The sequence below is a fragment of the Tardiphaga sp. P4_G1 genome (genome assembly GCF_056401215.1).
Genome location: NZ_JBFUJU010000018.1, coordinates 1 through 23,174, shown reverse-complemented (window position 1 = coordinate 23,174; position 23,174 = coordinate 1). Strand labels below are relative to the sequence as shown.

Sequence of the window (23,174 nt, the reverse complement as noted above, 5' to 3'; positions counted from 1 at the left end):
CGCATTTGCGGGGAGAGGTCGGAGTCGGCGCGTAGCGACGGCTCCGGGTGAGGGGCCTTGAATGGCGGGGGGAGGACGCGGAATCTCGGGTCTGCAGTATCGAGATCCGAGGGTGCTTCTTCGTGGCTGGCTTTGTGCCATGCCCCTCACCCGAAACACGCGCTGCGCACGCGTTTCGACCTCTCCCCGCGCAGAGCGGGGAGAGGTTAAGAGAGTGAACCACTGCGCCACCCGCCGCGACGAAGGGGAAACCACTCCGGAGGCGGCGATGTTTGGACGCAGGTTCGTGTTGATTGCGACAATTGTTTGCGCTGTCGGCGCGCTCACGGGCGGCAGCGCCTTGTTGTTCTGGCCCGAGCCCGACAACTGGACCGAGGAAGCCAAGGCCTGTGTCGGCGACAAGTATGTCGGGTTCTGGCAGGACAACGGCAAGTATTCGTTCAAGATGGATTTCGAGAACAACTGCGCCCGCAAGATCGCCTGCGGCATCGACGTCACGGTAACCAACGCCAAGGGCTCGGTGAAGGACCACGGCATGGTGATCATGCCTGCACGCGGCCAAACGCCGAGCGAGGCGAGCTACAGCATTCCGACCTCGTCGTCGTCCGGCATGGCGCAAACCGCGCGAAACTGCCGGTTCGTGTGACGGTGCTTCTTACCTCGCCCCGCATTTGCGGGGAGAGGTCGCGCGCATCTCAGCGCGCGGGTGAGGGGCCTTGTACGGTGTTAAGGCAAGCGTGGACTCGCGGGTCGGTCAGCGGAACCTGAGGGAGCGTGTTTGTGGCAGGCCTCGAGCCATGCCCCTCACCCGCCGCGAAGACGCGGCGACCTCTCCCCGTAAAGAACGGGGAGAGGTTAGACCTCAATCGATCCTGATCTTCGCCGCTTTGATCACCTCGGCCCACAGCGCCTTCTCGTCGGCCATGCGCCTGCGGAGCTGATCCGGCGTGGTCGGCGAGGGCGTGATGAGCTGCAGCTTCAGCTTCTCGATCACGGCAGGCTCGGCGAGCGTCTGCGTCACTTCGGCATTGATCGTCGCCACCACATCCTTCGATAGCCCGCCCGGGCCGACCAGCGCATTCCAGGCGTCGGACTGCACGTCGATGCCGCTCTCGGTGAGTGTCGGCACATCCGGCAGGAACGGCGAGCGCTTCGCGGTGGTGACGGCGAGGATCTTCACGGCGCCGGTGGCGAGCTGCGGCGTGACGCCGATGGCGGGGAGGCATGCGACCTGCACATCGCCGCGGATCAGCGCGGTGGTCGCCGCGGGTGACGACGGATAGGGGATGTGCACCATATTGGCGCCGGCCTTCTGCGCGATCGCTTCCATGCAGAGCTGCGACAGCGTGCCGACGCCGATCGAGCCGTAGCCGAGGCCCTTCGGATCGGCTTTGGCCTTGGCGAGGAATTCCGCGACCGTATTGACGCCGAGGCTGGTCGGCACTGCGAGCACGCTGGGGAGCTGCGTCAGCAAAGTGATCGGTGCGATGTCGGTGTCGGGATTGTAGGGCAGCTTGGCAAACAGCAGCGTGTTGATGGCGAGCGGGCCGCCGAGCGAGATGCCGATGGTCGAACCATCCGGCGTGGATTTGGCGATGGCGTCGGTGCCGATATTGCCGGAGGCGCCGGGCTTATTCTCCACGACGAAATTGGTGCCGGGATGCCGCGTCTGCAGACTGTCGGCGAGCACGCGACCCACGATGTCCGGGCTCGCGCCTGCGCCGAACGGCACGATGATGCGAACAAGCTTGGGCGGCCAGACGGGCGCCTGCGCGTGCGCTGCGAAGGGCAGCGTCGCGAACAACAGCGCTGCGAGCGCAAGGTGAAGGCGGGTAGGTGTCGTGTCGTTTCGCAGCATTGCGTGCGTCCCCTGAAAAGTGATACCCGGAAACCCTCTGACCGGCGCCAAAGGCGGTTAAAATCCGCTGGCCGGGCGGGACCATAGTGGGAATTTCAGGGCGGGCAACCCATCCGGCACGCAACCGCCCGGGCGAGAGGACTGAACATCATGGGACTGAGTGTGATGATCCTCGGCCTCGTGCTGTTTCTCGGCATTCACCTGTTCATTATCAGGCGCGAGGCGCGCGCGCAGTTGATCGCGCGTCTGGGCGAGAGCGTCTACAAGCTCGGCTTTGCGCTGATCTCCGCCGTCGGCCTCGCGCTGATCATCTGGGGCTTCGCGCAATATCGCGCGACCGGCTGGATCAATGTCTGGACGCCGCCGCTGGCGATGAAGCACATCACCGTCGCCCTGATGCTGCCGGCGGTGATCATGGTCACTGCGTCCTATATCCGCGGCCGCATCTACACCACGCTGAAACATCCGATGCTCGCCGGCATCAAGCTGTGGGCCGCCGCGCATCTGCTCGCCAATGGCGATCTCGGCTCGATCATCCTGTTCGGATCATTCCTGGCCTGGGCGGTGATCGATCGCATCTCGATGAAACATCGCGCTGACGCCGGCGGTCCGCCGATCCCGGTGGGCGGTCCGATGAATGATGCGATTGCGGTCGCGGTCGGCGTCGTCGCGTATCTCGCTTTGGGTTTCGCCTTCCATCCGGTGGTGATCGGCGTTCCCGTGTTCGGAGCTTAAGTTCATGTCAGTTCAGTCGGCCATTAAGCGCAAGACCGCACCGGATATTCTCGCGCGCAAGAACGGCGAGCCGATCGTGATGCTCACCTCGTATCATGCGCATACGGCCTCATTGGTCGATCGCTATTGCGACGTGATCCTCGTCGGCGACTCGCTCGGCAATGTGATGCACGGCTTCGAGACCACAATCCCCGTGACGCTGGAGATGATGATCCTGCAGGGTCATGCGGTGATGCGCGGCTCCAAGCAGTCGCTGGTCGTCGTCGATATGCCGTTCGGCTCCTATGAAGCCTCGAAAGAGCAGGCGTTTCATTCTGCCGCGCGCATCCTGAAAGAGACCCATTGCGGCGCCGTGAAGCTGGAAGGCGGAGCGCGCATGGCCGAGACCATCGCCTTCCTCACCGAGCGCGGCATCCCGGTGATGGCGCATATCGGCCTGACGCCGCAGTCGATCGCAGCGCTCGGTTCGTTCCGTTCGCAAGGTAAGGCCGAGGCCGAGGCACTGGCGCGGGGCGATAACGCGCCGGGTCCGATTCAGAACGATGCGATTGCTATCGCGCAAGCCGGCGCGTTCTCCGTCGTCATTGAAGCAGTCGCCGAACCACTCGCGCGAAAGATCACCGAGACGATTCCGATCCCGACCATCGGCATCGGCGCGAGCCCGGCTTGTGACGGTCAGGTGCTGGTGCTCGAAGACATGCTCGGCCTGTCGGCGCGGGTGCCGAAATTCGTCAAGCGCTACGGCAATCTTGGACCGATGATCGAGGCCGCCATCGAGGGTTACGCAACCGATGTGCGTTCGCGCGCGTTTCCGGGGCCGGAACATGTCTATGGCGGCAAGCCGAAGGGCTGACGCAAGTTTGACGCAAGACGGCCGCAGGATTTCCGCAGGAATTTTGCGGCCCGGTCGGGGTTGAAATGCAGGGGCAATGCGAAGGATGTTGATGATGAAGGCCTTGAAATTCCTGAGCTTTGTCGCCGTTTTGGCGCTGCTTCCCGCGGTTTCGCACGCGGAGCCGGCCAAAAAGGAGCGGAAGCCCCATTATCGCGTCGAGGAGCCGCGTCCGGTCGCAAACCCGCTTAACGACACCCGCGGCAATGCGGCGCTGGGCGGCAACAACGCCAACTCAGCCTTTGGCGACAACAGCGCCGGGTCCAATGCCAATGGCCGCACCAGCGGCGGCGCTGGCGGCATGAACTGACGGGCCTAAAAGGCATCGGTTCGAAATTAAGCATTTCGGGATAACGCTTTGATCGCGCTGGCTTTGCCTTGCCAGCGCCATAACGCTAGGGTATCGCCGCCGCCATGCCGGAGCGTATATGCCCGGCGCCGCTCGGGGTGAGCGCGGCCCATCGGGGACAGGATACCTTTAAGTGTCTGAATTATTTAATGAAGTCGACGAAGACCTGCGTCGCGAGCAGCTCAAGAAGATCTGGGAGAAGTATTCGCTCCTGATCATCGCAGTCGCGATTCTGATCGTGGTCGGCGTCGGCGGCTGGCGTGGCTACAGTTATCTCGAGGCCAAGAAGGCCGCCGTGGCCGGTGCGGCGTTCGACCGCGCGGTCGAGCTTGCCGAGCAGAACAAGCATGCCGAGGCGGAAGCCGCCTTCACCAAGCTCGCTGCCGAGGCGCCGTCCGGCTACCGCACGCTGGCGCGTCTGCGCGCCGCTGCTGAGGCTGCTTCGCGCGACCCGCAGGCCGCGGTGAAGCTCTATGACGACATCATCGCCGACCGCACCGTTCCAGCACCCGAGCAGGATCTCGCGCGCATCCGCGCTGGCAGCCTGCTGCTGGAGACCACGCCTTATGAGGCGATGCAGACGCGCCTGGAGCCGGCGACGACCAATACCAGCACCTATCGCCATTCGGCGCGCGAGCTGCTGGCGCTGTCGGCATGGAAGGCCAACAACGCCGTGGCGACGCGGCAGTGGCTGGACATGATGTCCAACGATGCGGAGACGCCGGCGAGCCTGCGCACCCGCGCCGAAGCACTGCAGGCGCTGCTGCCGCCCGCCGCGAAAAGCTAAGCAAGACAAGAGCCGAATTAGAGTTGACCTGAAGCCGATCGTTCAGATCACGAGTTGAGTGAGAAGTCGTCCATGCGCCCGATGCAACGCCTCGTTTCCGCCGCCGTCCTGATCGCGCTGTCCAGCGCGCTCACGGGCTGCGGCAGCATGACCGGCTGGGACCCGTCCGACATGCTCGACTTCCTGGACACCAAGAAGAAGCTGCCCGGCGACCGCAAGCCGGTATTCCCCGATGGCGTCCCCGGTCTTGAGCAGGGTGTGCCGCGCGATCTCTACAAGGAGAATGTCGAGCGCCAGCGCGCGCAGGAGGCTGCGCCCGTCGCAGCCGCCCCACTGCAGCCGCCGCCGGGCGCGCCGGAGCCGAAGGGCCGCAAGGCGAAGAGCCGTGGCTCTGTTCAGGTCGGCACCGTCCGTCAGGACAGCGCAGCTCCCGCCGATCCGGATGCCGCGCCGACAGAGGAAGGCAGCACGGCTGCCGCACCGCCTCCGCCGCAAGGCAAGAAGGTCGCCCGCCGTCGCAGCACTACCGCGCCGCCGCCGGATGAGCCGGCAGCAGCCGCGCCGGCCCAGCAGGCCACCACACCATTCCCGGCACCAGTGCCGTCGGGCAGTTTCTCGCGCTGAGTTCGCGCGCCCTCTCATTGACAGGCTGTCCGTAAAGGGCGCACGGATCACCTATGTCCTATACCATTGCCATCATCGGCCGACCCAATGTCGGCAAGTCCACGCTGTTCAACCGTCTGGTCGGGCAAAAGCTTGCGCTGGTCGATGACACCCCGGGCGTCACCCGCGACCGCCGCGAGGGCGAGGGCAAGCTTGGCGATCTCGAATTCACGCTGGTCGACACCGCCGGTCTCGATGAAGGCCCGAAGGGCTCACTGACCGCGCGCATGCAGGAACAGACCGAGACGGCGATCGCGCTGGCAGACGCGCTGTTCTTCGTCATCGATGCGCGCATGGGCTTGACGCCGAACGACCGCGCCTTCGCGGATTTCGCACGCCGCGCCAACAAGCCGGTGCTGCTGCTCGCCAACAAGAGCGAGGGCAAGCACGGCGAAGTCGGCGCGATGGAATCCTATGCCCTGGGCCTCGGTGATCCCATCCAGGTCTCCGCCGAACACGGCGAAGGCCTCGGCGAGCTCTATGACGCGCTGCGCGTGCTGATGCCGGAGCCGGTCGAAGAGCCGGAAGAATTCGACGACGACGACGTCATCATTCCCGAAGAAGAGATCGAGACGCGGCCGATCCGCGTCGCCATCGTCGGGCGCCCCAATGCCGGCAAATCGACCACCATCAACTATCTGCTCGGCGAAGAGCGCCTGCTGACCTCGCCGGAAGCCGGCACCACACGCGACAGCATTTCGGTCGAGCTCAACTACAAGGGCCGCGACTTCCGCATCTTCGATACCGCGGGTCTACGCCGCCGTTCGCGCATCGAGGAGAAGCTGGAGAAGCTCTCCGTCGCCGATACGCTGCGCGCGGTGCGTTTCGCCGAAGTCGTCGTGCTGATGATGGACTCGCAGAACAAGTTCGAGGAACAGGATCTGCGCATCGCCGATCTGGTCGAGCGTGAGGGACGCGCGCTGGTGCTTGCGGTCAACAAATGGGATCTGGTCGAGAAGCAGGGCGGCCAGATTGGCGCGCTGCGCACCGATGCCGATCACTTGTTGCCGCAGATCAGGGGGGTGCCGGTCGTTGCGATCTCCGGCCTGATGGGCGAGGGCGTGGAACGGCTGATGAAGGCGATACAGGATGCCTACGCGGTCTGGAATCGCCGCATTCCCACCGCCGGCCTCAATCGCTGGTTCGAGGATGCAATCGACAAGAATCCGCCGCCGTCGGTATCGGGTCGCCGGCTGAAACTGAACTACGTCACCCAGAACAAGGCACGGCCGCCAAGCTTCGTGGTGTTCTGCTCGCGCGCCGATGCGGTGCCGACGAGCTATCTGCGCTATCTCACCAATACGCTGCGCGAAGCCTTCGACCTGCCGGGCACGCCGATCCGCATCACGTTGCGCGAGAAGGCGAACCCGTTCGCGCATAAGCGCAAGCGGCCGAACTGATCAGCTAGCAAAAAAACGCCGGATCGCAGTGCACGCGATCCGGCGTTTTTATTTTGTGTCCTATCGCTCGCCGGTGAGCCCGAACGGATTGGCGTGCCTCTGCGTAGGCGGACGCTCTGATTTGCGCCACGGCAGGATCATCGACACCCGATCGCGGTAGCGGCGATAGTCGTCGCCGAACAGCTCGACCAGATCGCGCTCTTCCAGAAAGATCCCGACGAAGATGTAGGCGGTGGTGACGGCTGCAAACAACAGATGTCCGACCGTCATGAGCGGCGTCGCCCAGAAGGCGATGATGAAGCCGAGATAGATCGGATGACGCACGAACTTGTAGTAGAGCGGCGTGCGAAACACCGGCGCAGATGGCTTCTGGTCAGACAGATTCTGCACCACCTGCTGCACGCCGAACAACTCGAAATGGTTGATCAGGAACGTGCTGGTGAAGACGAGAACCCATCCGAACAGGGAAAGCCCTGTCATCGCCATGACCAGTTGTGGATTACTGATCTGCCAGACGATCGCCGGCATCGGGCGCCACTGCCAGAACAGCAGCAGAAGGCTCAGACTGGCGAACAGCACATAGGTGCTACGCTCGACCGAAGCCGGGACATATTGCGTCCACCACTGTTTGAACGACTTCCGCGCCATGACGCTGTGCTGGATTGCAAACAGCGACATCAGAGCGAGATTGACGAGCACAGCTTCCAGCCACGGAACCTGCGTTCCGGTGTTGATGTCTTTTGGTACTATCATTCCGTCGACGAAACCGATGGCATAGAGGATCGTGATGAAGAAGATCGCGTAGGACGCGAGCCCGTAGAGGAGTGCAATGATGCGGGTCATGGAACTATCCTTTGCTGGTTGTCTTGTCGATTTGAACCAAGCGTAAGCGTTGTCTCAGCTGGCCCGTCCGGGAGGACCCGCGCGCGCTTCGGGTTGCTTGGCGCGCGGCTTCCCGGGGAGAAGGGATGCCTCGGCCACGCGCACGATCGGCCGCATGATCGGCGCTAACGGAATGGCATCGGGCTGCAGCCGACAACGCGCGGGGTGATCACGGCGGATTTGTGCCGCATTGTGATCGGGCAGGCTGCCGGAGCAAGCGCTCAGGGCGCCGACGGCGACGAGCACGCCAGCTGTAAGTATCCGAATGCGGAAGCTCACCATTTGTCGGATCGCACGCATGATGGTTTCCCGGTGCAGCGTATCGATCTGCGCGCGATGGCTGTCGAAAGCGATCGATTCATCTGCGAGATTTTGAGTCGGGTCCGGTTGGGGCAGCGACACTTGACCCGACTCAAGAGCGGTATCGACGTCTTGCACATCGCGCTGCGCATGCTTGCTACCAAAGAAGCGGTGCGGGTCGGTTTGAAGCGGACTCTCGAGGAACTCGGCCACCGCGGCGCGTGATAATCCTGCCTTGGATAGCGAGTTGTCGTCGATGCTGATCAGCCGCGCAATGGCGCGCCGCATCAACAGTGCTGCAATCAACCGGAAGCTACGATCGGCGGCTTTGGACAGCCGTTTCTTGATCATCATCGTCTCCATCGGATACAATGCGCCACATGCCGCGCATGGTTGGGGCTGCGGACGATGATCGGAGGTTCAGGACCTCGCATGATCGAGACACCGCCATCATTTGCAGCGACGCCGGATATTGATCGCGGTGGGGATTTGCTCGCAGATATGCTGCGGTCGATCCGGCTCAGCGGATCGGTATTTCTGAACGCCAGCCTGACCGAGCCCTTCGGCCTCATTAGCCCAAAACATTTCGACGAACGCACTCCGATGGCGCATTTGCGCCATGTCAGCATTTTTCATTTGATCGCGGCGGGCGAATGCACCGTCGAACTCGCCAGTGGCGAGCGAGGCACCATTGCTGCGGGCGACGTTCTGCTGATGCCGTTTGCCGACACGCACAGGTTCTACAGCGGCGACGGCGCGGAGTTGTGTTCCGCGATGGAACTGGTGCGGGCCGGTCCACTATCCGGCATGTGGACGATCGAGCATGGCGGCGGAGGGCGGGAGACCCGCATGGTCTGCGGCTTCATCGAATCGTCGGAGCTGCTGCATTCTCCGGTCTTTCGGACCCTGCCGCCGATGCTCATCGATCGCGCCGGCGACGACAAGGTGAGCGCGATTCTCGCCACGACGGTGCGCGAAATTCTCTCACTGACCGAAGATGCGACGCCCGGCAGCGAGATCATGCTCGGCCGACTGATGGAGCTGCTATTCGTCGAGGTGCTGCGTCGCTACGCTGCGGGATTGCCGCCCAGCGCGCATGGCTGGTTCGCAGCACTGAACGATCCCGTGCTCGGACGTGCGATGTGGCATGTCCACGGAAATCCCGGTCATCGCTGGACGGTTGACGATCTGGCCCGCGAATGCGGCACGTCGCGCACGGTGCTCGCCGAGCGCTTCAACGAGGTGTTGGGCCAAGCTCCGATCGAATATGTCACCAGCTGGCGGATGCAGTTGGCAGCGGAGCGCATGCGAACGGGTGGCGACAGTCTTGCTGTCATCGCCAGCGATGTCGGCTACGACTCCGAGGCGGCCTTCAATCGCGCCTTCAAGCGCGTGACCGGAATAGCGCCGGGTCGCTGGCGTGACGGCGCGAAGTCGGCGAAGCCGTATCCGAGCCCCATGCGCAGCGGCTGACCTCGACACCGGCTACTCCTCGCGAAATGATCGTGCGATCTGGTCGCCGATGGGCTTGACTAGAAAAGACAGGACTGTGCGTTCGCCGGTCTGAATGAAGGCTTCCGCAGGCATCCCCGGAACCAAAGCGAGTTTGCCGAGGCGCGCCAGTTGCTGCGGCGGGATGGTGATCCGCACGATGTAATGGGAAAGCCCGGACTTCTGATCCAGCGTGAGGTCGGCGGCGATGCGGCTGACGCTGCCGTTCAGTTCGGGAGTGGTACGCTGGTTGAAGGCCGACATGCGCAGCACGGCAGGCTGGCCGAGCCGTATCTGGTCGATATCCTGCGGGTTGATTTGTACTTCAAGTGCCAGCCTGTCGCTGTCGGGTACGATCAGCATGACGGTGTCGGCTGGCGAAATCACGCCGCCAACGGTGTGCACCGCGAGCTCATGGACCAGTCCGCTTTGCGGCGCGACAATATCGATCCGCTTGAGCTGATCTTCTGCAGTCACCTTCCGTTCGACATATTCCGCTGTCTGGCCCTCGATGTCGCGCAGGCTGCTGGCGACCTCGCTGCGGAGATCCTGGTCGATCTGAATCATCTGCAACTGTGTTTCGGAAATCTTGCCGCCGGATTGCGCCTGAGCTTCAACGAGCCGGCCGCGTTCGCCGTCGAGGTTTACCGCTTCGCGTTCCAGCGCCATCATCCGCTGAATGGGCACCAGCCCTTTCTCCCAGAGTTCGCGCACGCCTGTCAGTTCGCGTTGGATCAGGCCGATGCCGCGAATTTTCGCTTCTTCCTGAGCCACGAGGCCGCGCACTTCCTTGCCGTATTGAAGGCCGCGCTCGCGAAGCTGCGCCTTCTGGCCGAGCCGGGCGTCGCGGCGCAGTTCGAACAGTCTGCTTTCGCCTGCCATGAGCTGTGCGATCTCCGGATCGGCGGCGCGTGATCTGATTTCGTCGGGGAAGGCGATGACGCCGACCTCGTCGCGCTCGGCGCGGAGCCGGGCCCGTCGGACCGCGAATTCGTCGAGCCGTTTGGTAACGATGGCGAGATTGGCGCGCGTCTGCGTCGCGTCGAGGCGCATTACAATGTCGCCTGCAGTCACGCGCTGTCCTTCGCGGACCAGAATTTCGCCGACCACGCCGCCGGTCGGGTGCTGGACCTTCTTGACGTTGGTATCCACGACGAAGTGTCCTGCGGCGACGACCGCACCGGCCAGATTGGTTGCCGCTGCCCATCCGCCGATGCCGCCCACCAGCACAACACCCGCCAGCGTGGCGATGCCGAGGTGGCGCAGGATCGAGTGGGAGACCGCCGAGACATTGCTATCGGACATCGCGATCTTCCATATCGTCGTGAGGATGTGTGCTCATTCCCGACTTGTCGGCGGGATTGGCGATCACCCGTAGCGGCGCCGGAGACCGCGCGGTGGCCGCATGGCCCGTCATCGTGCCGCTGCCGTGTGCTGCGGGGGCGGGAGCCTTCAGCGCTTTGCTGAGGACGTCCGCACGCGGACCGAATGCCTTGGCACGACCCCCTTCCATCACCAGGACGAGGTCAACGGCGCCGATTGCGCTCGGACGATGAGCGATGACAATGGCAATGCCCTTGCGCTCGCGGATAGCGGCGATGGCGCGGATGACCGCCGCTTCGCCCTCGACGTCGAGATTGGCATTGGGCTCGTCGAGCACGACCAGGAATGGATCGCCATAGAGTGCGCGTGCCAGCCCGATGCGCTGACGCTGGCCGGCGGACAGGGCGGAGCCGGCTTCGCCGATCCGCGTCTGGTAGCCATGTTCCAGCCGCAGGATGAGATCGTGCACGCCGGCAGCCTTGGCGGCAGCGACGATGGCCTCCGAGTCCGGGTCATCTTCGAAGCGGGAGATATTCTCGGCAATGGTGCCATCGAACAGTTCGACGCCCTGCGGCAGATAACCGATATCGCGACCGAGCATCTCGCGGTCCCACTGGTCGAAGCTGGCGCCGTCGATGCGCACCTTGCCATTGGCGGGTCGCCAGGCCCCGACCAGTGCGCGTGCCAGTGTGGACTTGCCGCTGCCACTATGGCCGATGATGCCAAGAGCGCTTCCGGCGGAGACGGCAAAGCTCAGCCCCGTGACCGTCGGCCGTTTCTCTCCGGGCGGCGCGATGGTCATCGCTTCGACGCGCAGATCGATATGGGCACGCGGCAGTGCCATCGTCTTGGTGGCTTCCGGCATGCACGTCAGCAATTCATCGAGCCGTGCCCAGCTCTGCCGTGCCATCAGGAACGGCTTCCATGTCGAGATGGCCAGATCCACGGGCGCGAGCGCGCGGCCCATCATGATCGAACTCGCCACCATCACGCCGGCGCTGGCTTCCTGCCTAATCACGAGATAGGCGCCGACACCGAGCATGGTCGACTGCAGCAGCGCACGCAGCGCGCGGGCTACACCGCCTAGGCCTCCCGCCACATCGCCAGCCCGGCGATTGGCCGCCAGATAATCCGAGTTGGTACGATGCCAGCGCGCGGTCATCCGGCCGCCGAGGCCCATCGCGCGCACCACTTCGGCGTTGCGACGGCTGGCCTCCATCAGGGCGTTGCGAAACATGCCATGCTGGATGGTCTCGCGGGCGGGTCCCCTGGAGCGGGCATTGGTGAGAAGGGTGAGGGATACGAGGATGACGGCACCTACGAGGGCCGTAATGCCGATCCAGACATGAAACACGAAGCAGATGGCGAGGTAGAATGGCATCCACGGCAGGTCGAAGAAGGCGGTGGGACCGGGGCTGGACAGGAAGCCGCGTACATTGTCGAGATCGCGCAAGGGCTGCAGGCCATCGCCGGGCAAAGGCATCTCAAGCGGCAGGCCGACGACGGCATCATGCACGCGGCCGGACAACTGATGATCGAAGCGCTCGCCGATGCGCAGCAGAATGCGCGATCGAATGATGTCGAAAAGGGACTGAAAGGCGTAGAGCGTGGCCGCCAGCACACCGAGGCCGATCAGCGTCGAAACGCTGCGGCTGGCCAGCACGCGGTCATAGACCTGCAGCATGAACAGCGGCGCGGTCAGCGCGAGCACGTTCACGATGCCGCTGATCACGGCGATCCCCGCGATCGCGGGCTTGAGTGGCGAGATGGCCGCCGCAGCTAATGGCTGCGACGGAACACGCTGTGGAGCTTTCACCACGACAGCTCTGCTCAGACGGTGAAGTGGCCGTCCAGGATCAGACCAAGCATGTCTGTCCCGACATAGCCATCGAGCTGGATCGAGTTGGCGCCGTCGGTGATGGTGAGCACGTTGCTATTGTCCCACCAGTTGCTGTGGTTGAAGAACAGGTCGACATAGTTCGAGATGTTGGTCACGCCCTGCAGGTCGAGGACGTCGAAATCGCCGGTGGCCGCGTGAAAATCCAGCACGACGTCATTGGCCCACCCGTCGGCGAAAACGAGCGTATCGTTGCCAAGACCGCCAGTGAAGCTGTCATTGCCACCGAAGCTCAGCATGACATCGTCGCCGGCCGTGCCGGTCTGGATGGTGCCCTGTTCGGCAAAGTAGCCGTAAAGGCCGTTCAGGCTGCCATTCTGCGACAGATCGGTGATCGCGGCATCGAAGGCCGACGTCAGCGTTGCGCCGCTGAATCCGATCGACAGACCGGGATCCTGGACCCACAGGTCGGTCGATGAGACATAAGCCAGATTGCTGCCGAGTGTCAGGTTGGTGACCGTGCCATCGACGATGCCCGGCGTATAGGAGAAGTCATCGCCGCTCACGATGATGGACGATTTATCATTGTCGACGCCGCCGACGATGCGTGTGCCGGCATACCATTGGTCGGTGGTGTTCTTCACGGCGTTGAAATTTCCGGTGCCGCGATATTCGAAATTGTCGATCCAGTTGTCCAGATAAGCGGGCAGGTTGCTGCTTGCTTCGCTGTAGGTGACGGTCAGTGCCATTGTCGTTCCTCAAGATTTGGGTTGTCGGGACGTCGTGATCCGGCGGCGCGTCGTGACCAGCTTGCAGGCGATCCCGATGCAAGGGGCTGACGCGACATCAGTGTCGCGTCAGCAGGTCGCGTGGCCGCGAGTTGCAGCGAAGCCTGTTAGACGAAGGCAATATCGCTCCAGTCCAGTGTGCCGCCGCCGTCGAAGTTCACGGTGATGGTGCTGGTCAGCCCGTTCGTTGCATCGGCATAGGTGATGACATTGCCGGACAGGCTGCCGCCTGCACTCTGGAATGCCGCGGCATTTGCCCAGCCGAAACCTGAGAACTGGATCTGATCGGCGTCGTCGAAGAAGTCGGTGATGACGTCGTTGCCCCAGCCCTGGGCAGTGGTGCCCGCGGCAGTGTCGTAATAATCAGCGCTCCAGCGGAATGTATCCACCGATACGGCGCCGTTGCCGCTCAGCACGTCGTTGCCCGCAAAGCTGAGGAGAACGTCGTCGCCCGTGGTGCCCGTCTGGTTCGTTCCCTGCTCGGCGAAGTAGTCCGTCAATCCCGCGAACGACTGACCGAAGAACGTCCCACCATCGACCAGGCCGCCATGCGATAGCGAATAGATCGCCTGATTGAAGGTGGTGGTGACGGGCATGTAGCCGCTGCTATTGGTGATGATCAGTTCCTGATCTTGCACCCACAGATCCGTGGCCGGCACATATTCAAGATTATGGCCAAGCGTGAGCGATTCCACGTCACCGTTGAATGCACCGGGCGAATAGGTGTAGTCATGAATGTTCATGATGACGGAAGGCAGATTGTTGTCGGTGCCTTCGGTATCGACGCCGGCCGACCACTGATCCTGGCCGGTGAACGAGGTGGAGAACCAGCCGTTTCCGTTGTAGGTGAAATTGGCATCGTATGACGCCAGATAAGTCGCGAGATTGCTACTCGCAGCCGTGAGCTGAATATTTAAGGTCATTCTGGATATCCTTCTCTGCTGTTATGCCCGTCGTGTGACGAGCGACCTATCCCCGGCGAGGGAGCTTGGGGATTCCTAAAATTTGTAGTTCAGCGACACCGTCGCAGTGCGGCCCGGCGCGGCGTAGAAATTGGCGCCGACCGCCGGCGCATAAGCAAGGTCGGTGACGTTGTTCACGGCGAAGCGCAGCTTGGTCGCTTCGTCGAAGCTGTAGGATCCGTAGATGTCGTAGACGCGGTAGCCCGGCATCTCGTAGCCGCTGCGCAGCGAACCGAGGGCAGGGACGGTCTTCGAGACGTCGACGATGCGTGTGCCCAGCGTCAACTTCTCGTCGAACAGCCGGATGCCGGCATCAAGCGTTACGCGCAGCTTCGGCTGTTCGAAGATGACGGCGGCGCCGAGACCGCTATTGATAGGCATGTTTCTGCCCGACGGGGTCGTGAAGCTGTCGGCGAAATCGGTGTCGATGCGGGTCACTGTCCCGCCGATATAGAGGAATCGCGCGTCGTAATTGGCCTCGATCTCGACGCCCTTCATCCGGGTGACGCCATTCAGATTGACGTAGGTCTGGTATTGTTTGGCGGCTTCCGCATTCCGGATCTGGCCGAAGCTGATATAATCCGTGATCTCGCGATAGAAGCCGACGGTCTTGAAGCGGACGGTGTCGCGCTCGGTTAGGATGCCGTTGGCCAGGACATTGAAGCCGGCTTCGTAGGTGTCGCCGCGTTCCGGACGCAGGAACGGGTTCGGCGCGTAGCCATTGATTTCATTTGCGTCGTGGCCGCCATTCAGGAACGATTCCATGATTGTCGGGGGCCGATAGCTCTTGGAATATTTGGCGAAGGGCTGCAGCCAATCGGTGGGCTGAAAGGCAACCGTGAAGCTCGGTAACCAGGCGCCGCCGGATTTATCGATCTCCACATCATAGCTCGGATAGACAGGGGGACCGTAGATCGGCTCATATTTCGGCAGAATAGTGTCCCAGCAGCCGCGCCGGTTACAGCCGGCCGGCTTACCGGGGTCGGTCATCTTCTGACCGATGACCGGCGGCTTCGGATCGCCATAAATCGTCGCATTGCCAGCGATATGATACCAGTCGTAGCGGACACCGCCGATCAGGGTCACCCATTCCGTTGGCTTGAGAGTGGCCGTGCCGAAGCCACTGGCGACGTCGCGATCTCCGCTCGGTGTGCCGCCGGTCAGGGTGCTGGAATAGTCGACGCCGTTGGCGTCGGTGAAGCCGCGTTGCAGCTTCGTCTTGCCGGTGTCACTGAACGCTTCCAGGCCGTAATTGAGCGCCAGCGCGCCGATTCCCGTCTCGAAGCGACTGGTGTTCTCGACGCTGCCGCCCAGCGTCGAGAATACGAAGTTCGAAGGCCCGGTCAGCGCAAACGCGCCGTCGGAGACCGTGTCGTTCTTGAGGTGGTTGTAGTAGAGCTTTGCTTTCAGATTGACGATGTCATTGCCCGGATTCCAGTCGAGCGCTGACGTGAATGTGTCGTTGGCGACCTGTTCGCTGGACTTGAGGATGCCCCCGCGTGCGATCGTGTCATCGTAGTTTCCGGTATTGTACCGGGAATCGTTATGCAGCCAGCCGATCGTGATCTTGACGTCTTCGGTCGTCAGTGCCTCGGCCTTGAGGATCGTCGAGAACACCTCCTGGCCGGAGAACAGGAAGACATTGCCGTCATAGGCCGTGGTGCCGCCACCGATCGTGCCGTTCTTGCCGATATCGTAGGCGCCGATGTTCTTGTAGCTGACGCCGCCGAGCACCGAGAAACGCTCCGACACGCGGACGGCTGCGGCCGTCGAACCGTCGAAATTGTACGCATTGGTACCCGTAGTGGCATTCACCATGCCGCCATATTGATTGCCGGGCTTGATCAGGTCGTCGGCGATGAAGGTGCGGAAATTGACAAGGCCGCCGAGCGCGCCGGCGCTTCCAACGCCCGATGTCGTGCTCTTCTCCACGTCGATCTGGCGCAGGAAGGCGGTGTCGACATAGGTCCGCTGCGTCGCACCGTGGCCGCTGCGCTGGAAGTTCTGCCGCGCGCCGTCGATCATGGTGGCGATGCGGTCCTGATCCTGCAGGCCGCGGATATTGACGCTGATGCCGGGGTTCTGCGCCGCCGAGCGATTGGCATAGACGCCGGCCACATTGTCCAGGAGATCGCGCGCGTTGCGCGTCGGACTGCTCTCGATCGCCTCCCGGGAAATCACGCTGACGGCTGCGGGGCGCTGATAGACCCAGTCCGGCGTTCCCTGATAGCCGGAGCCAACACCATCGGTTCTGGCCGCGTCGACGACGATCGTATCGAGCTGGACGCCGTCGCCGGAGGGGACGGGACCTGCACGGCTCTGCGACGGATCGATCAGCAGCGCTGCTTTCGGGCTGGTGATGCGATACGTAATTCCGGTGCCGGCCAGGAGCTGTGCGAGCGCCTGTGCCACTGTATAATTGCCGTTCAACGGCCGGCTGCGGATGTCTGGCGCGAGCTGGATTGTGTAGAGAATACGCCATCCGCTGCTGGCGCCGAGATCCGCAATTGCCGTGGCAAGAGGCTTGGCGGGAATATTGAACGGGTAGGTCGTGCGGGCAGTCGCTGTTGCTTCGATACTGTCTTGGCCAAAGGCCGGTATTGTCGTGATCAACGGCAACATGCCGATCAGCCCGCTCGCCACATGGCGAGCGACGCCCCGTCTACCCCCGAACCGCATTACGCACGAACTCCGTTGTCTCGTTGTTTGCTGTGCGCCGCCCCAGCGCCGCGAAGAGCTTCTGCTCTTCATCCAGTTCAACGAGTCACGAAATCAAACCCACATCAGGTCCGTGGGTGTTGCGGTTTAGAATTCCGGTAAAAAGCGGAGGAGTTCAGTAGATCACAGTCACCCAGGGGGTGAGATGGGCCACGTTGCCCTCGACCATGCCGGCAATGGCTGTGAGGCTTTCATCAACATTCGTGGTCGGAAACGTGCCGGAGACGAGCAGATCGCTGAAGCGGCCGCGGATGACGATGCGGCTTGATGTCTGGCGCTGCAGCGCTTCGACGACCCGATATAGCGGAACGCGGTCGAAGACCAGGCGGCCGGATATCCACGCGAGCCTGGCGTCAATGTCTCCGGTTTCCACGGTGCCGAGTTTTCCGTCGGACACGCGCACATGCTGGTTTGCCGATAGCTTGACGGTCGCATCGCGGTCCTGGCCGGCGACCGACACCAGTCCGCGCTGAACTGTCACCTCGACACCATCAGCCGTCCGGTCGATATTGAAGGCAGTCCCGAGCACGCGGATTTCGCCTGCGCCGCTGTCGACCGTAAAGGCGGTCTGGTCGGGCTTTACATCGAAAAAGGCCTGGCCACGGCGCAGAACGACCCGGCGTCGACCATCCTTGAAGTCTAGGTCCAGGGCAGTGTCGGCACCGATGTTCAGGCGGGAGCCGTCCGGCAGGTCGCGGGCGACCACCTGACCTCGCGCCGTGACAATATCTGCCTGCCAGTTCTCGACCATCGATGGATTGACGAACCAGATGACGCAGGCTGCAGCGATCGCTGCGGGCAATGCCGGCCACCATCTCATCTGGCGCCGGGCCGCGATGTTGCCGCGACGATGGCCGGATGCAGCCAGCCGAATGGCAGGCTCCTCAAGCTGCTGCCAGATCGTCGCGGCTTCGCGATAGGCCAGTTGATGACGATGATCCTCATCGAGCCATTGCCGAAAGGACGCTTCGTCGGCCTCAGTTGTCGTCCCGTCGCGTCGGATGAGCCAGAGATCAGCGGCGGCGCACTGTGCTTTCGTTGGCCGGTCGCCAGGTTTCATCAGCAATTCCTTCGATCGATCGAAAAGGCGACGCGGGAATGCTCCTGCCGTTAGAAGCGTTCCAGCTACTCCTACCTTTACAACGAGCGACGAGAAAGAACCCACATCCATTTTAGCGGAAATCTTTGCTGGCGAGGTTGAGATGATCATCCACAGCGGCGCGGCAGTGTTGCATGGCGCGTAGCAGATGTTTTTCGACGGCACTCACGGAAATGCCGAACCGCTGTCCGATCTCGGCATTGGATTCGCCATTGACACGTCGGCGAATGAAAATCTCGCGGGTTCGGGTGGGGAGCTGCGCGAGCGCGCGATCCAGTGCAGCGACGGCTTCGCGCGCCTGCAATGCTGCATCTTCCGATGGCTGCCCGGGGCTGAGCTGTTCAGGCAGTACGTCGGCGAGCATATGATGCCGCCGCGATGCCGTCAGGTTATGGTCGATCGCGGCGTTCCGGGCTGCAGCGTAGAGTACGCGCTTGTTGTCTTCATCCGAGCCGTTAGTCCCGGCGGCAAGCACCCGGGCGAAGACATCCTGGACGATCTCCGAAGCCACTTCACGATCACGGACCCGGCGACGCACGAGCGTTTCGAGATGAGCGCGATGTGACGTAAAGAGCCTCGCGATTGTGCTCTTCCAGAGGGTCATGATGTCACGCGTTCGAACAAGACGGGCTTCGATGCGTTGCGGCGATCATTGAGAACGTGGCAATAGCTGACCCATACAAACGATATGTTGTCTGTATGACGAGATCGTCGACCATGTCACCGACGGCGCCAATGTCGCTATCGGAAATCTCGCTCATCACCGGTTCCTGTAGTCAGGATATTCCTGATTGTCCGGCAGAGATAGACGGTACCACTGTCCAGCTCAAGTTATTGATGAGGACGTGATATAGAACGGTTCGAAATTCACGGAAGCCCGGCCATGCCAAGTGCCGGCACGGGATATTCCGACACTCAGGCCGCAGCCACGATCACGTGTGCCTGAATTTTAGCAGCAACCTCGCCGTTGCCATGTCTGCGCGCAATTTCAGATGCTGCGTAGTCAGTTGCAGCTTCCAGTTTTCCCGCGTCTCTGGCTTCGATTTCGGTGCGAAGAACAGTTCCCTGACAATAAGCAACGGCCGGAAGGTGCGGCGAGGATGCACGGCTTTGTTCGGCTCTCGTCTCGATCGTCACGTAGAAGAAACCTGCGTCCTCCAGCTCGCGACGGATCAGTGCCGTATCGTGGTAACCGTGCGGCGTGCGCGCCAGAAAGCGCGGTGGATCTTCCGGAAAAATATTCGCGAGAGCATTCGTCACATCGTCAGCAAATACATTGTCCTCGATGCGATCCCATACATTGAATAAAAGATGCCCTCCGGGCTTCAGAACTCGCTTTGCTTCGCGGTAGGCGGCTGGGCGGTCGGGAAAGAACATCGCGCCGAACTGACAACACACGAGATCGAAGGCCGCATTTTCAAACGGGAGCGCCAGAGCATCCGCTTGTCGCCACGTGATGCGATTGTCCGGAGCTTGTTGCGACGCGGCGTAGTCGAGCATCGGCTGGTTGAGGTCGGTGACAATATAGCTTGCGCCGGGGGATAATCTTGGCGCCAACGCGCGGGTGACAACTCCGGTGCCCGCGGCGATTTCCAGAACGGCGCCTGGCGCGAAAGACGCTGCGCGTTGTGCGAGATCTGCGGCGTAGGGCTCGAAAATCAACGGCACCATATAGTGGTCGTAGTTTTCCGGAATCGAGCCCGCGAATAACTTGTCCGTTTCCAGCATTGCTATCACCCGTCGTCCGTTTGATGGCGCGCGAGACTAGCATGTATTGTCGGCGTCGTCCCGAAGGGCGAGAGCCGAGCCAGGGCCATTGCGCCTGGCCGAACGTCAGTGATTCAAATTCTCCAACCGGGCGCTCGAACGATGGAGCTGTCCAGATGATGGACGGCTCCATTGTTCGCATGCACCAGCATGGGGCGTGCATCGTCGGGACCGGAAACAGACGATCTGGCTATAACTCGTAGCGACAGCTACTTCAGCGCATCCGAGACAAGCCTGAACTTCTGGATGCGCTTTCCGGTGTCGACTTCGGCCGTGTAGACGTTGCCCTTGGTATCGACTGCCATGGCGTGAATCCAGTGGAACTGGCCGGCCTGACGGCCATTACGGCCGAAGGTGCCGACGACCTTGCCGTCGTCGCGATTGATGACGCGGATCTCGTTGTTCTCACCATCCGCTGTTAGCAGCCAGCTCTGCTTAGGATCGGGCCACACCGCGAGATCCCACACCGCGCCGTTGCCGAGGGTGGCCTTCTCGTAGAACCACTCCTTCACGAAGCTGCCGTCCTTCTTGAACACCTGCACGCGGTTGTTGATGCGGTCGCAGACATAGACGAGGCCGTCATTGGCGAGCTTCACGCAATGCACGGGATTGCCGAATTGCTGTGCCACCGGCGCGTTCGGATCGTAAGCCGCCTGCTTGTCGTCATTCGGCTTGTTGCCATAGGCGCCCCAGTGCCGCTTGTAGGCGCCGGTGGTGGCGTCGAACACGATGACGCGGCGATTGCCGTAGCCGTCTGCGACATAGATCTCGTTGGCATCCTTGTCGATGGCGGTCTCGGCGGGCTTGCCGAGCTGGGTGGTGTCGTTGCTGCCCTTGCTCGGCGCGATCTTGCCGATCTGCATCACGAACTTGCCGTCGGTGGTGAATTTCAGGATCGCATTGTCGTTGTCGAGATTGCCACCGACCCAGACGAAGCCTTTCTCGTCGACTTCGATGCCATGCTCGCGGCCGACCCATTCATAGCCTTCGCCAGGACCGCCCCATGAGCGCAACAGATTGCCGGCGGCATCGAACTCCAGCACCGGCGGCGCTGAGACGCAGCACTTCGAACGCGGCGGATTGAGTGCCGCGCCTTTCTCGTCATCGGTCAGCGAGCGCGGGCGATGGATCACCCAGATATGGCCGTCCTTGTCGGTGGTGATGCCGCCGACCTGGCCGAGGATCCAGTTGTTCGGCAGCGGCTTCGGCCAGGACGCGTCGACCTCGAAGCGGGGGATATCGGCGGCGCGGGAGGAGGGAGGTGCGAGGGACAGCGTGGCGAAAGCGAGGGCTGCTGTTGCAAGTGCACGCAGTGACCGCGCGCGATGAGTTGGCGACGCCATGACGACCTCCCTGATTGTCGGTGCGGGTTGTCCCGCTTGGGAGGGAGTGAATAACGCGGCTAGCTATGAGTCAACCGAGAGGCAGTGATTGCTGGTGTCTCAGTTCGAATTCCCCAAAAGGACGCTAGCCTGCCAGCAGGGCCGGAAGCTCGCTCATGCTATCGAACAGTTCGGAGCAATCTGTACCCAGTTCCAACGCCACTTCGGCGTCACCAGCTGTAAAGCCGAGCACGCGCATTCCGGCGGCCTTGGCCGCCCAAATTCCGGGCAGTGAATCTTCAACGACGATGCAGCGCGACGGGTTGACCCCCAGCGATCGTGCGGAGTGCAGAAAAAGCCCAGGGTCCGGCTTCCATGAACCAACCTCATAGGCGCTGAATATGCGTCCCTCGAAGTGTGGAAGAAGCTTGGTCAATCCGAGAGTGTGCGTAGGTTTGGACATTGGCCCGTTTGATGCGACGCAGACTGGAAGCGTGATTGATGCTAATGCCGCGTGAATCCCTTCCACAGCCTGCAAATTTGCCTCGAACGCAATCGCTATGGCTTCCCTCAAGTCCGCGACAAAGTGATTGCGAACGCGGCGCCCCGATCTGCGTTCAATTTCGGCGACGCAGTCTGCCATTTTCATTCCGCGAAACAGCCGAATTGCTTCTTCCGCACTAATCGCAGCCCCCTCAGCAGTAGCTGCTTGAGCGAGTACCGCAAGAGCGATCCTCTCGCTATCGACCAGAACACCGTCGCAATCAAAGATCACTAGTTCGATCATAAGCGATGATCCATGTCGTCTCAGTTTGCGGGGTCTCTCACCTTATAGGTTCTACGCATCTTTGAGGAAATGCGAGCGCCCGGTCCTCGATCGCAGCAAGCAGTTATGGGGCAGGTGCGTGGAAGCCCATCACCTTGCCGGTCTTGTAGTCGACGAACTTCCCGGTCTCCGTCCATGACGGCAGGCAAAGCGGCACGATGGTCTCTGCAACTTGCGCCGGCGTGTCGAGCGTTTCGGGATCCTCGCCGGGCATCACGATGGCGCGCATATGCGTGCGCACCGGGCCGGGATTGAACAGGTTGACGCGGATATTGGTTGTGGCGGTCTCATTGGCCCAGACGCGCACCAGCGTTTCCAGCGCAGCCTTGGAGACGGCATAGGGGCCGCGATAGGCGGAGGCCTTGCTGGCGGTGCCGGATGTGACGAACACGGCGCGGCCCGCATCGGACTGCTGCAGCAGCGGTTCCATGCAGCGAATGAGCTGGAAGTTGGCGGTGAGGTTGGTGGCCATGGTGTCGTTCCAGGCCTTCAGCTCGATATGGCCGAGCGGCGACGAGGGGCCTGCGACGCCGGCATTGCCGACCAGAATGTCGAGCTTGCCATGGCGCTCATGCAGCGCGGCGCCGAGGCGCGACAGGCCGTCGAGGTCGGTGATGTTCAGCGGCACCAGCGTGGCGCTGCTGCCCTCGGCACGGATCGCGTCGTCGAGTTCTTCAAGGCCACCCTGGGTGCGCGCCACGGCGACGATGTGCGCGCCGGCCTTGGCCAGCGCCAGCGCAGTGGCATAGCCGATGCCGCGCGAGGCGCCGGTGACGAGGGCGATGCGGGAGGCGAGGGGTTTGGTCATAGCGCGGCTCATAAATCTCAGGCGTCATCCCCGCGAAGGCGGGGATCCATACACGGGAGGGTTATGATGCGGAAAGGTGGTCGTGTCTAATCCAGAGCGAAACAAATTAGATCGTCGCTATGGATCCCCTGAGTTCTCAAACGAAGTGCAACACCAGATTAGGGTGTTGCGATGGACGGAACCTACGCCCAGCTATCGCTGGATGACCGCTACAGGATTGCCCAGCTTTACGCCGAAGGGCGCTCGATCCGGCAAATCGCGGCAGCTCTGGATCGCGCGCCATCGACTGTCTCCCGGGAGCTGAAGCGCAATGCCGGCGTGCAGGTCGGCTACAAACCCGCTTACGCGCAGGGCCAGACAACAGCGC

The 23,174-nt window shown here is 62.2% G+C and carries 23 protein-coding genes; 9 read left to right on the top strand and 14 right to left on the bottom strand.

Annotated features, from left to right (window positions below; translation table 11 throughout):
* Positions 1 to 268: 268 nt before the first annotated feature.
* The gene (locus tag AC1DUY_RS30005; protein WP_478119026.1) at positions 269 to 646 is read left to right on the top strand and encodes a hypothetical protein; all 378 of its coding nucleotides are present in this window, start codon (positions 269 to 271) and stop codon (positions 644 to 646) included.
* Positions 647 to 862: 216 nt separating this feature from the next.
* On the opposite strand, the gene AC1DUY_RS30000 is transcribed toward AC1DUY_RS30005, so the two are convergent.
* The gene (locus AC1DUY_RS30000) at positions 863 to 1,858 is read right to left on the bottom strand and encodes a Bug family tripartite tricarboxylate transporter substrate binding protein (protein ID WP_478119024.1); all 996 of its coding nucleotides are present in this window, start codon (positions 1,856 to 1,858) and stop codon (positions 863 to 865) included.
* Between the two features lie 150 nt (positions 1,859 to 2,008).
* Between AC1DUY_RS30000 and AC1DUY_RS29995 the strand changes: the two genes are divergently transcribed.
* The 6 genes from AC1DUY_RS29995 (at position 2,009) to der (ending at position 6,684) form a co-directional block, all read left to right on the top strand.
* Positions 2,009 to 2,593, top strand: a complete 585-nt coding sequence (locus AC1DUY_RS29995) for an NnrU family protein (RefSeq protein WP_478119022.1) — start codon at positions 2,009 to 2,011, stop codon at positions 2,591 to 2,593.
* Between the two features lie 4 nt (positions 2,594 to 2,597).
* The gene (gene panB, locus AC1DUY_RS29990; RefSeq protein ID WP_120292267.1) at positions 2,598 to 3,446 is read left to right on the top strand and encodes a 3-methyl-2-oxobutanoate hydroxymethyltransferase; all 849 of its coding nucleotides are present in this window, start codon (positions 2,598 to 2,600) and stop codon (positions 3,444 to 3,446) included.
* An 88-nt stretch (positions 3,447 to 3,534) separates the two neighbouring features.
* Positions 3,535 to 3,795, top strand: a complete 261-nt coding sequence (locus tag AC1DUY_RS29985) for a hypothetical protein (RefSeq protein ID WP_175366173.1) — start codon at positions 3,535 to 3,537, stop codon at positions 3,793 to 3,795.
* A gap of 172 nt (positions 3,796 to 3,967) precedes the next feature.
* Entirely contained in the window at positions 3,968 to 4,621 is a 654-nt protein-coding gene (locus AC1DUY_RS29980; RefSeq protein ID WP_068731023.1) for a tetratricopeptide repeat protein, read from the top strand.
* 72 nt (positions 4,622 to 4,693) lie between these two features.
* Positions 4,694 to 5,245, top strand: coding sequence for a hypothetical protein (locus AC1DUY_RS29975; protein WP_478119019.1), 552 nt, complete (start codon positions 4,694 to 4,696; stop codon positions 5,243 to 5,245).
* A gap of 53 nt (positions 5,246 to 5,298) precedes the next feature.
* Complete coding sequence (gene der / locus AC1DUY_RS29970) at positions 5,299 to 6,684, top strand: ribosome biogenesis GTPase Der (protein WP_089263911.1); 1,386 nt, start codon at positions 5,299 to 5,301, stop codon at positions 6,682 to 6,684.
* 60 nt (positions 6,685 to 6,744) lie between these two features.
* Here the strand turns inward: der and mddA are convergent, their stop codons facing one another.
* Both mddA and AC1DUY_RS29960 read right to left on the bottom strand, forming a co-directional pair.
* On the bottom strand, positions 6,745 to 7,527 hold the full coding sequence (gene mddA / locus AC1DUY_RS29965) for a methanethiol S-methyltransferase (protein ID WP_478119017.1): 783 nt from the start codon (positions 7,525 to 7,527) through the stop codon (positions 6,745 to 6,747).
* Between the two features lie 54 nt (positions 7,528 to 7,581).
* Positions 7,582 to 8,217, bottom strand: coding sequence for a hypothetical protein (locus tag AC1DUY_RS29960; protein ID WP_478119015.1), 636 nt, complete (start codon positions 8,215 to 8,217; stop codon positions 7,582 to 7,584).
* Positions 8,218 to 8,298: 81 nt separating this feature from the next.
* On the opposite strand from AC1DUY_RS29960, the gene AC1DUY_RS29955 reads away from it, so the two are divergent.
* Positions 8,299 to 9,339, top strand: coding sequence for an AraC family transcriptional regulator (locus AC1DUY_RS29955; protein ID WP_478119013.1), 1,041 nt, complete (start codon positions 8,299 to 8,301; stop codon positions 9,337 to 9,339).
* 12 nt (positions 9,340 to 9,351) lie between these two features.
* Here the strand turns inward: AC1DUY_RS29955 and AC1DUY_RS29950 are convergent, their stop codons facing one another.
* The 11 genes from AC1DUY_RS29950 to AC1DUY_RS29900 all read right to left on the bottom strand — a co-directional run bounded on the left by AC1DUY_RS29950 (position 9,352) and on the right by AC1DUY_RS29900 (position 22,807).
* Entirely contained in the window at positions 9,352 to 10,662 is a 1,311-nt protein-coding gene (locus AC1DUY_RS29950; protein ID WP_478119011.1) for an HlyD family type I secretion periplasmic adaptor subunit, read from the bottom strand.
* Positions 10,652 to 12,499, bottom strand: coding sequence for a type I secretion system permease/ATPase (locus AC1DUY_RS29945; RefSeq protein WP_478119009.1), 1,848 nt, complete (start codon positions 12,497 to 12,499; stop codon positions 10,652 to 10,654). The genes AC1DUY_RS29950 and AC1DUY_RS29945 overlap by 11 nt, the downstream gene beginning before the upstream one ends.
* An 11-nt stretch (positions 12,500 to 12,510) precedes the next feature.
* Positions 12,511 to 13,266, bottom strand: coding sequence for a hypothetical protein (locus tag AC1DUY_RS29940; RefSeq protein WP_478119007.1), 756 nt, complete (start codon positions 13,264 to 13,266; stop codon positions 12,511 to 12,513).
* A 146-nt stretch (positions 13,267 to 13,412) separates the two neighbouring features.
* Positions 13,413 to 14,228: a hypothetical protein gene (locus tag AC1DUY_RS29935; RefSeq protein ID WP_478119005.1), complete on the bottom strand. Its 816-nt coding sequence runs from the start codon at positions 14,226 to 14,228 to the stop codon at positions 13,413 to 13,415.
* 75 nt (positions 14,229 to 14,303) lie between these two features.
* A complete protein-coding gene (locus tag AC1DUY_RS29930) occupies positions 14,304 to 16,889 on the bottom strand; it encodes a TonB-dependent receptor (protein ID WP_478119003.1) in 2,586 nt (861 codons plus the stop codon).
* Between the two features lie 211 nt (positions 16,890 to 17,100).
* On the bottom strand, positions 17,101 to 18,045 hold the full coding sequence (locus AC1DUY_RS29925) for a FecR family protein (RefSeq protein WP_478119001.1): 945 nt from the start codon (positions 18,043 to 18,045) through the stop codon (positions 17,101 to 17,103).
* 112 nt (positions 18,046 to 18,157) lie between these two features.
* Entirely contained in the window at positions 18,158 to 18,688 is a 531-nt protein-coding gene (locus tag AC1DUY_RS29920; protein WP_478118999.1) for an RNA polymerase sigma factor, read from the bottom strand.
* A gap of 311 nt (positions 18,689 to 18,999) precedes the next feature.
* Positions 19,000 to 19,812 (bottom strand): class I SAM-dependent methyltransferase, encoded by an 813-nt coding sequence (locus AC1DUY_RS29915; RefSeq protein WP_478118997.1) that lies wholly within the window; start codon positions 19,810 to 19,812, stop codon positions 19,000 to 19,002.
* Positions 19,813 to 20,060: 248 nt separating this feature from the next.
* Entirely contained in the window at positions 20,061 to 21,194 is a 1,134-nt protein-coding gene (locus AC1DUY_RS29910) for an NHL repeat-containing protein (protein ID WP_478118995.1), read from the bottom strand.
* 124 nt (positions 21,195 to 21,318) lie between these two features.
* Positions 21,319 to 21,960: an HAD family hydrolase gene (locus AC1DUY_RS29905; RefSeq protein WP_478118993.1), complete on the bottom strand. Its 642-nt coding sequence runs from the start codon at positions 21,958 to 21,960 to the stop codon at positions 21,319 to 21,321.
* 103 nt (positions 21,961 to 22,063) lie between these two features.
* A complete protein-coding gene (locus AC1DUY_RS29900) occupies positions 22,064 to 22,807 on the bottom strand; it encodes an SDR family NAD(P)-dependent oxidoreductase (protein ID WP_439061686.1) in 744 nt (247 codons plus the stop codon).
* Positions 22,808 to 22,978: 171 nt separating this feature from the next.
* On the opposite strand from AC1DUY_RS29900, the gene AC1DUY_RS29895 reads away from it, so the two are divergent.
* The coding region (locus AC1DUY_RS29895; RefSeq protein ID WP_478115900.1) for a helix-turn-helix domain-containing protein at positions 22,979 to 23,174 on the top strand (196 nt) is incomplete at its 3' end.

Excerpts from the sequence above, each read along its gene's own strand:
- AC1DUY_RS29995 (WP_478119022.1), top strand. The coding sequence starts at position 2,009 with ATGGGACTGAGTGTGATGATCCTCGGCCTCGTGCTGTTTCTCGGCATT.
- AC1DUY_RS29940 (WP_478119007.1), bottom strand. The coding sequence starts at position 13,266 with ATGGCACTGACCGTCACCTACAGCGAAGCAAGCAGCAACCTGCCCGCT.
- AC1DUY_RS29925 (WP_478119001.1), bottom strand. The coding sequence starts at position 18,045 with ATGAAACCTGGCGACCGGCCAACGAAAGCACAGTGCGCCGCCGCTGAT.
- AC1DUY_RS29955 (WP_478119013.1), top strand. The coding sequence starts at position 8,299 with ATGATCGAGACACCGCCATCATTTGCAGCGACGCCGGATATTGATCGC.
- AC1DUY_RS29960 (WP_478119015.1), bottom strand. The coding sequence starts at position 8,217 with ATGATCAAGAAACGGCTGTCCAAAGCCGCCGATCGTAGCTTCCGGTTG.
- panB (WP_120292267.1), top strand. The coding sequence starts at position 2,598 with ATGTCAGTTCAGTCGGCCATTAAGCGCAAGACCGCACCGGATATTCTC.
- der (WP_089263911.1), top strand. The coding sequence starts at position 5,299 with ATGTCCTATACCATTGCCATCATCGGCCGACCCAATGTCGGCAAGTCC.
- AC1DUY_RS29920 (WP_478118999.1), bottom strand. The coding sequence starts at position 18,688 with ATGACCCTCTGGAAGAGCACAATCGCGAGGCTCTTTACGTCACATCGC.
- AC1DUY_RS29950 (WP_478119011.1), bottom strand. The coding sequence starts at position 10,662 with ATGTCCGATAGCAATGTCTCGGCGGTCTCCCACTCGATCCTGCGCCAC.
- AC1DUY_RS29905 (WP_478118993.1), bottom strand. The coding sequence starts at position 21,960 with ATGATCGAACTAGTGATCTTTGATTGCGACGGTGTTCTGGTCGATAGC.
- AC1DUY_RS29935 (WP_478119005.1), bottom strand. The coding sequence starts at position 14,228 with ATGACCTTAAATATTCAGCTCACGGCTGCGAGTAGCAATCTCGCGACT.
- AC1DUY_RS29915 (WP_478118997.1), bottom strand. The coding sequence starts at position 19,812 with ATGCTGGAAACGGACAAGTTATTCGCGGGCTCGATTCCGGAAAACTAC.
- AC1DUY_RS29975 (WP_478119019.1), top strand. The coding sequence starts at position 4,694 with ATGCGCCCGATGCAACGCCTCGTTTCCGCCGCCGTCCTGATCGCGCTG.
- AC1DUY_RS30005 (WP_478119026.1), top strand. The coding sequence starts at position 269 with ATGTTTGGACGCAGGTTCGTGTTGATTGCGACAATTGTTTGCGCTGTC.
- AC1DUY_RS29900 (WP_439061686.1), bottom strand. The coding sequence starts at position 22,807 with ATGACCAAACCCCTCGCCTCCCGCATCGCCCTCGTCACCGGCGCCTCG.
- mddA (WP_478119017.1), bottom strand. The coding sequence starts at position 7,527 with ATGACCCGCATCATTGCACTCCTCTACGGGCTCGCGTCCTACGCGATC.
- AC1DUY_RS29910 (WP_478118995.1), bottom strand. The coding sequence starts at position 21,194 with ATGGCGTCGCCAACTCATCGCGCGCGGTCACTGCGTGCACTTGCAACA.
- AC1DUY_RS29930 (WP_478119003.1), bottom strand. The coding sequence starts at position 16,889 with ATGTTGCCGTTGATCACGACAATACCGGCCTTTGGCCAAGACAGTATC.
- AC1DUY_RS30000 (WP_478119024.1), bottom strand. The coding sequence starts at position 1,858 with ATGCTGCGAAACGACACGACACCTACCCGCCTTCACCTTGCGCTCGCA.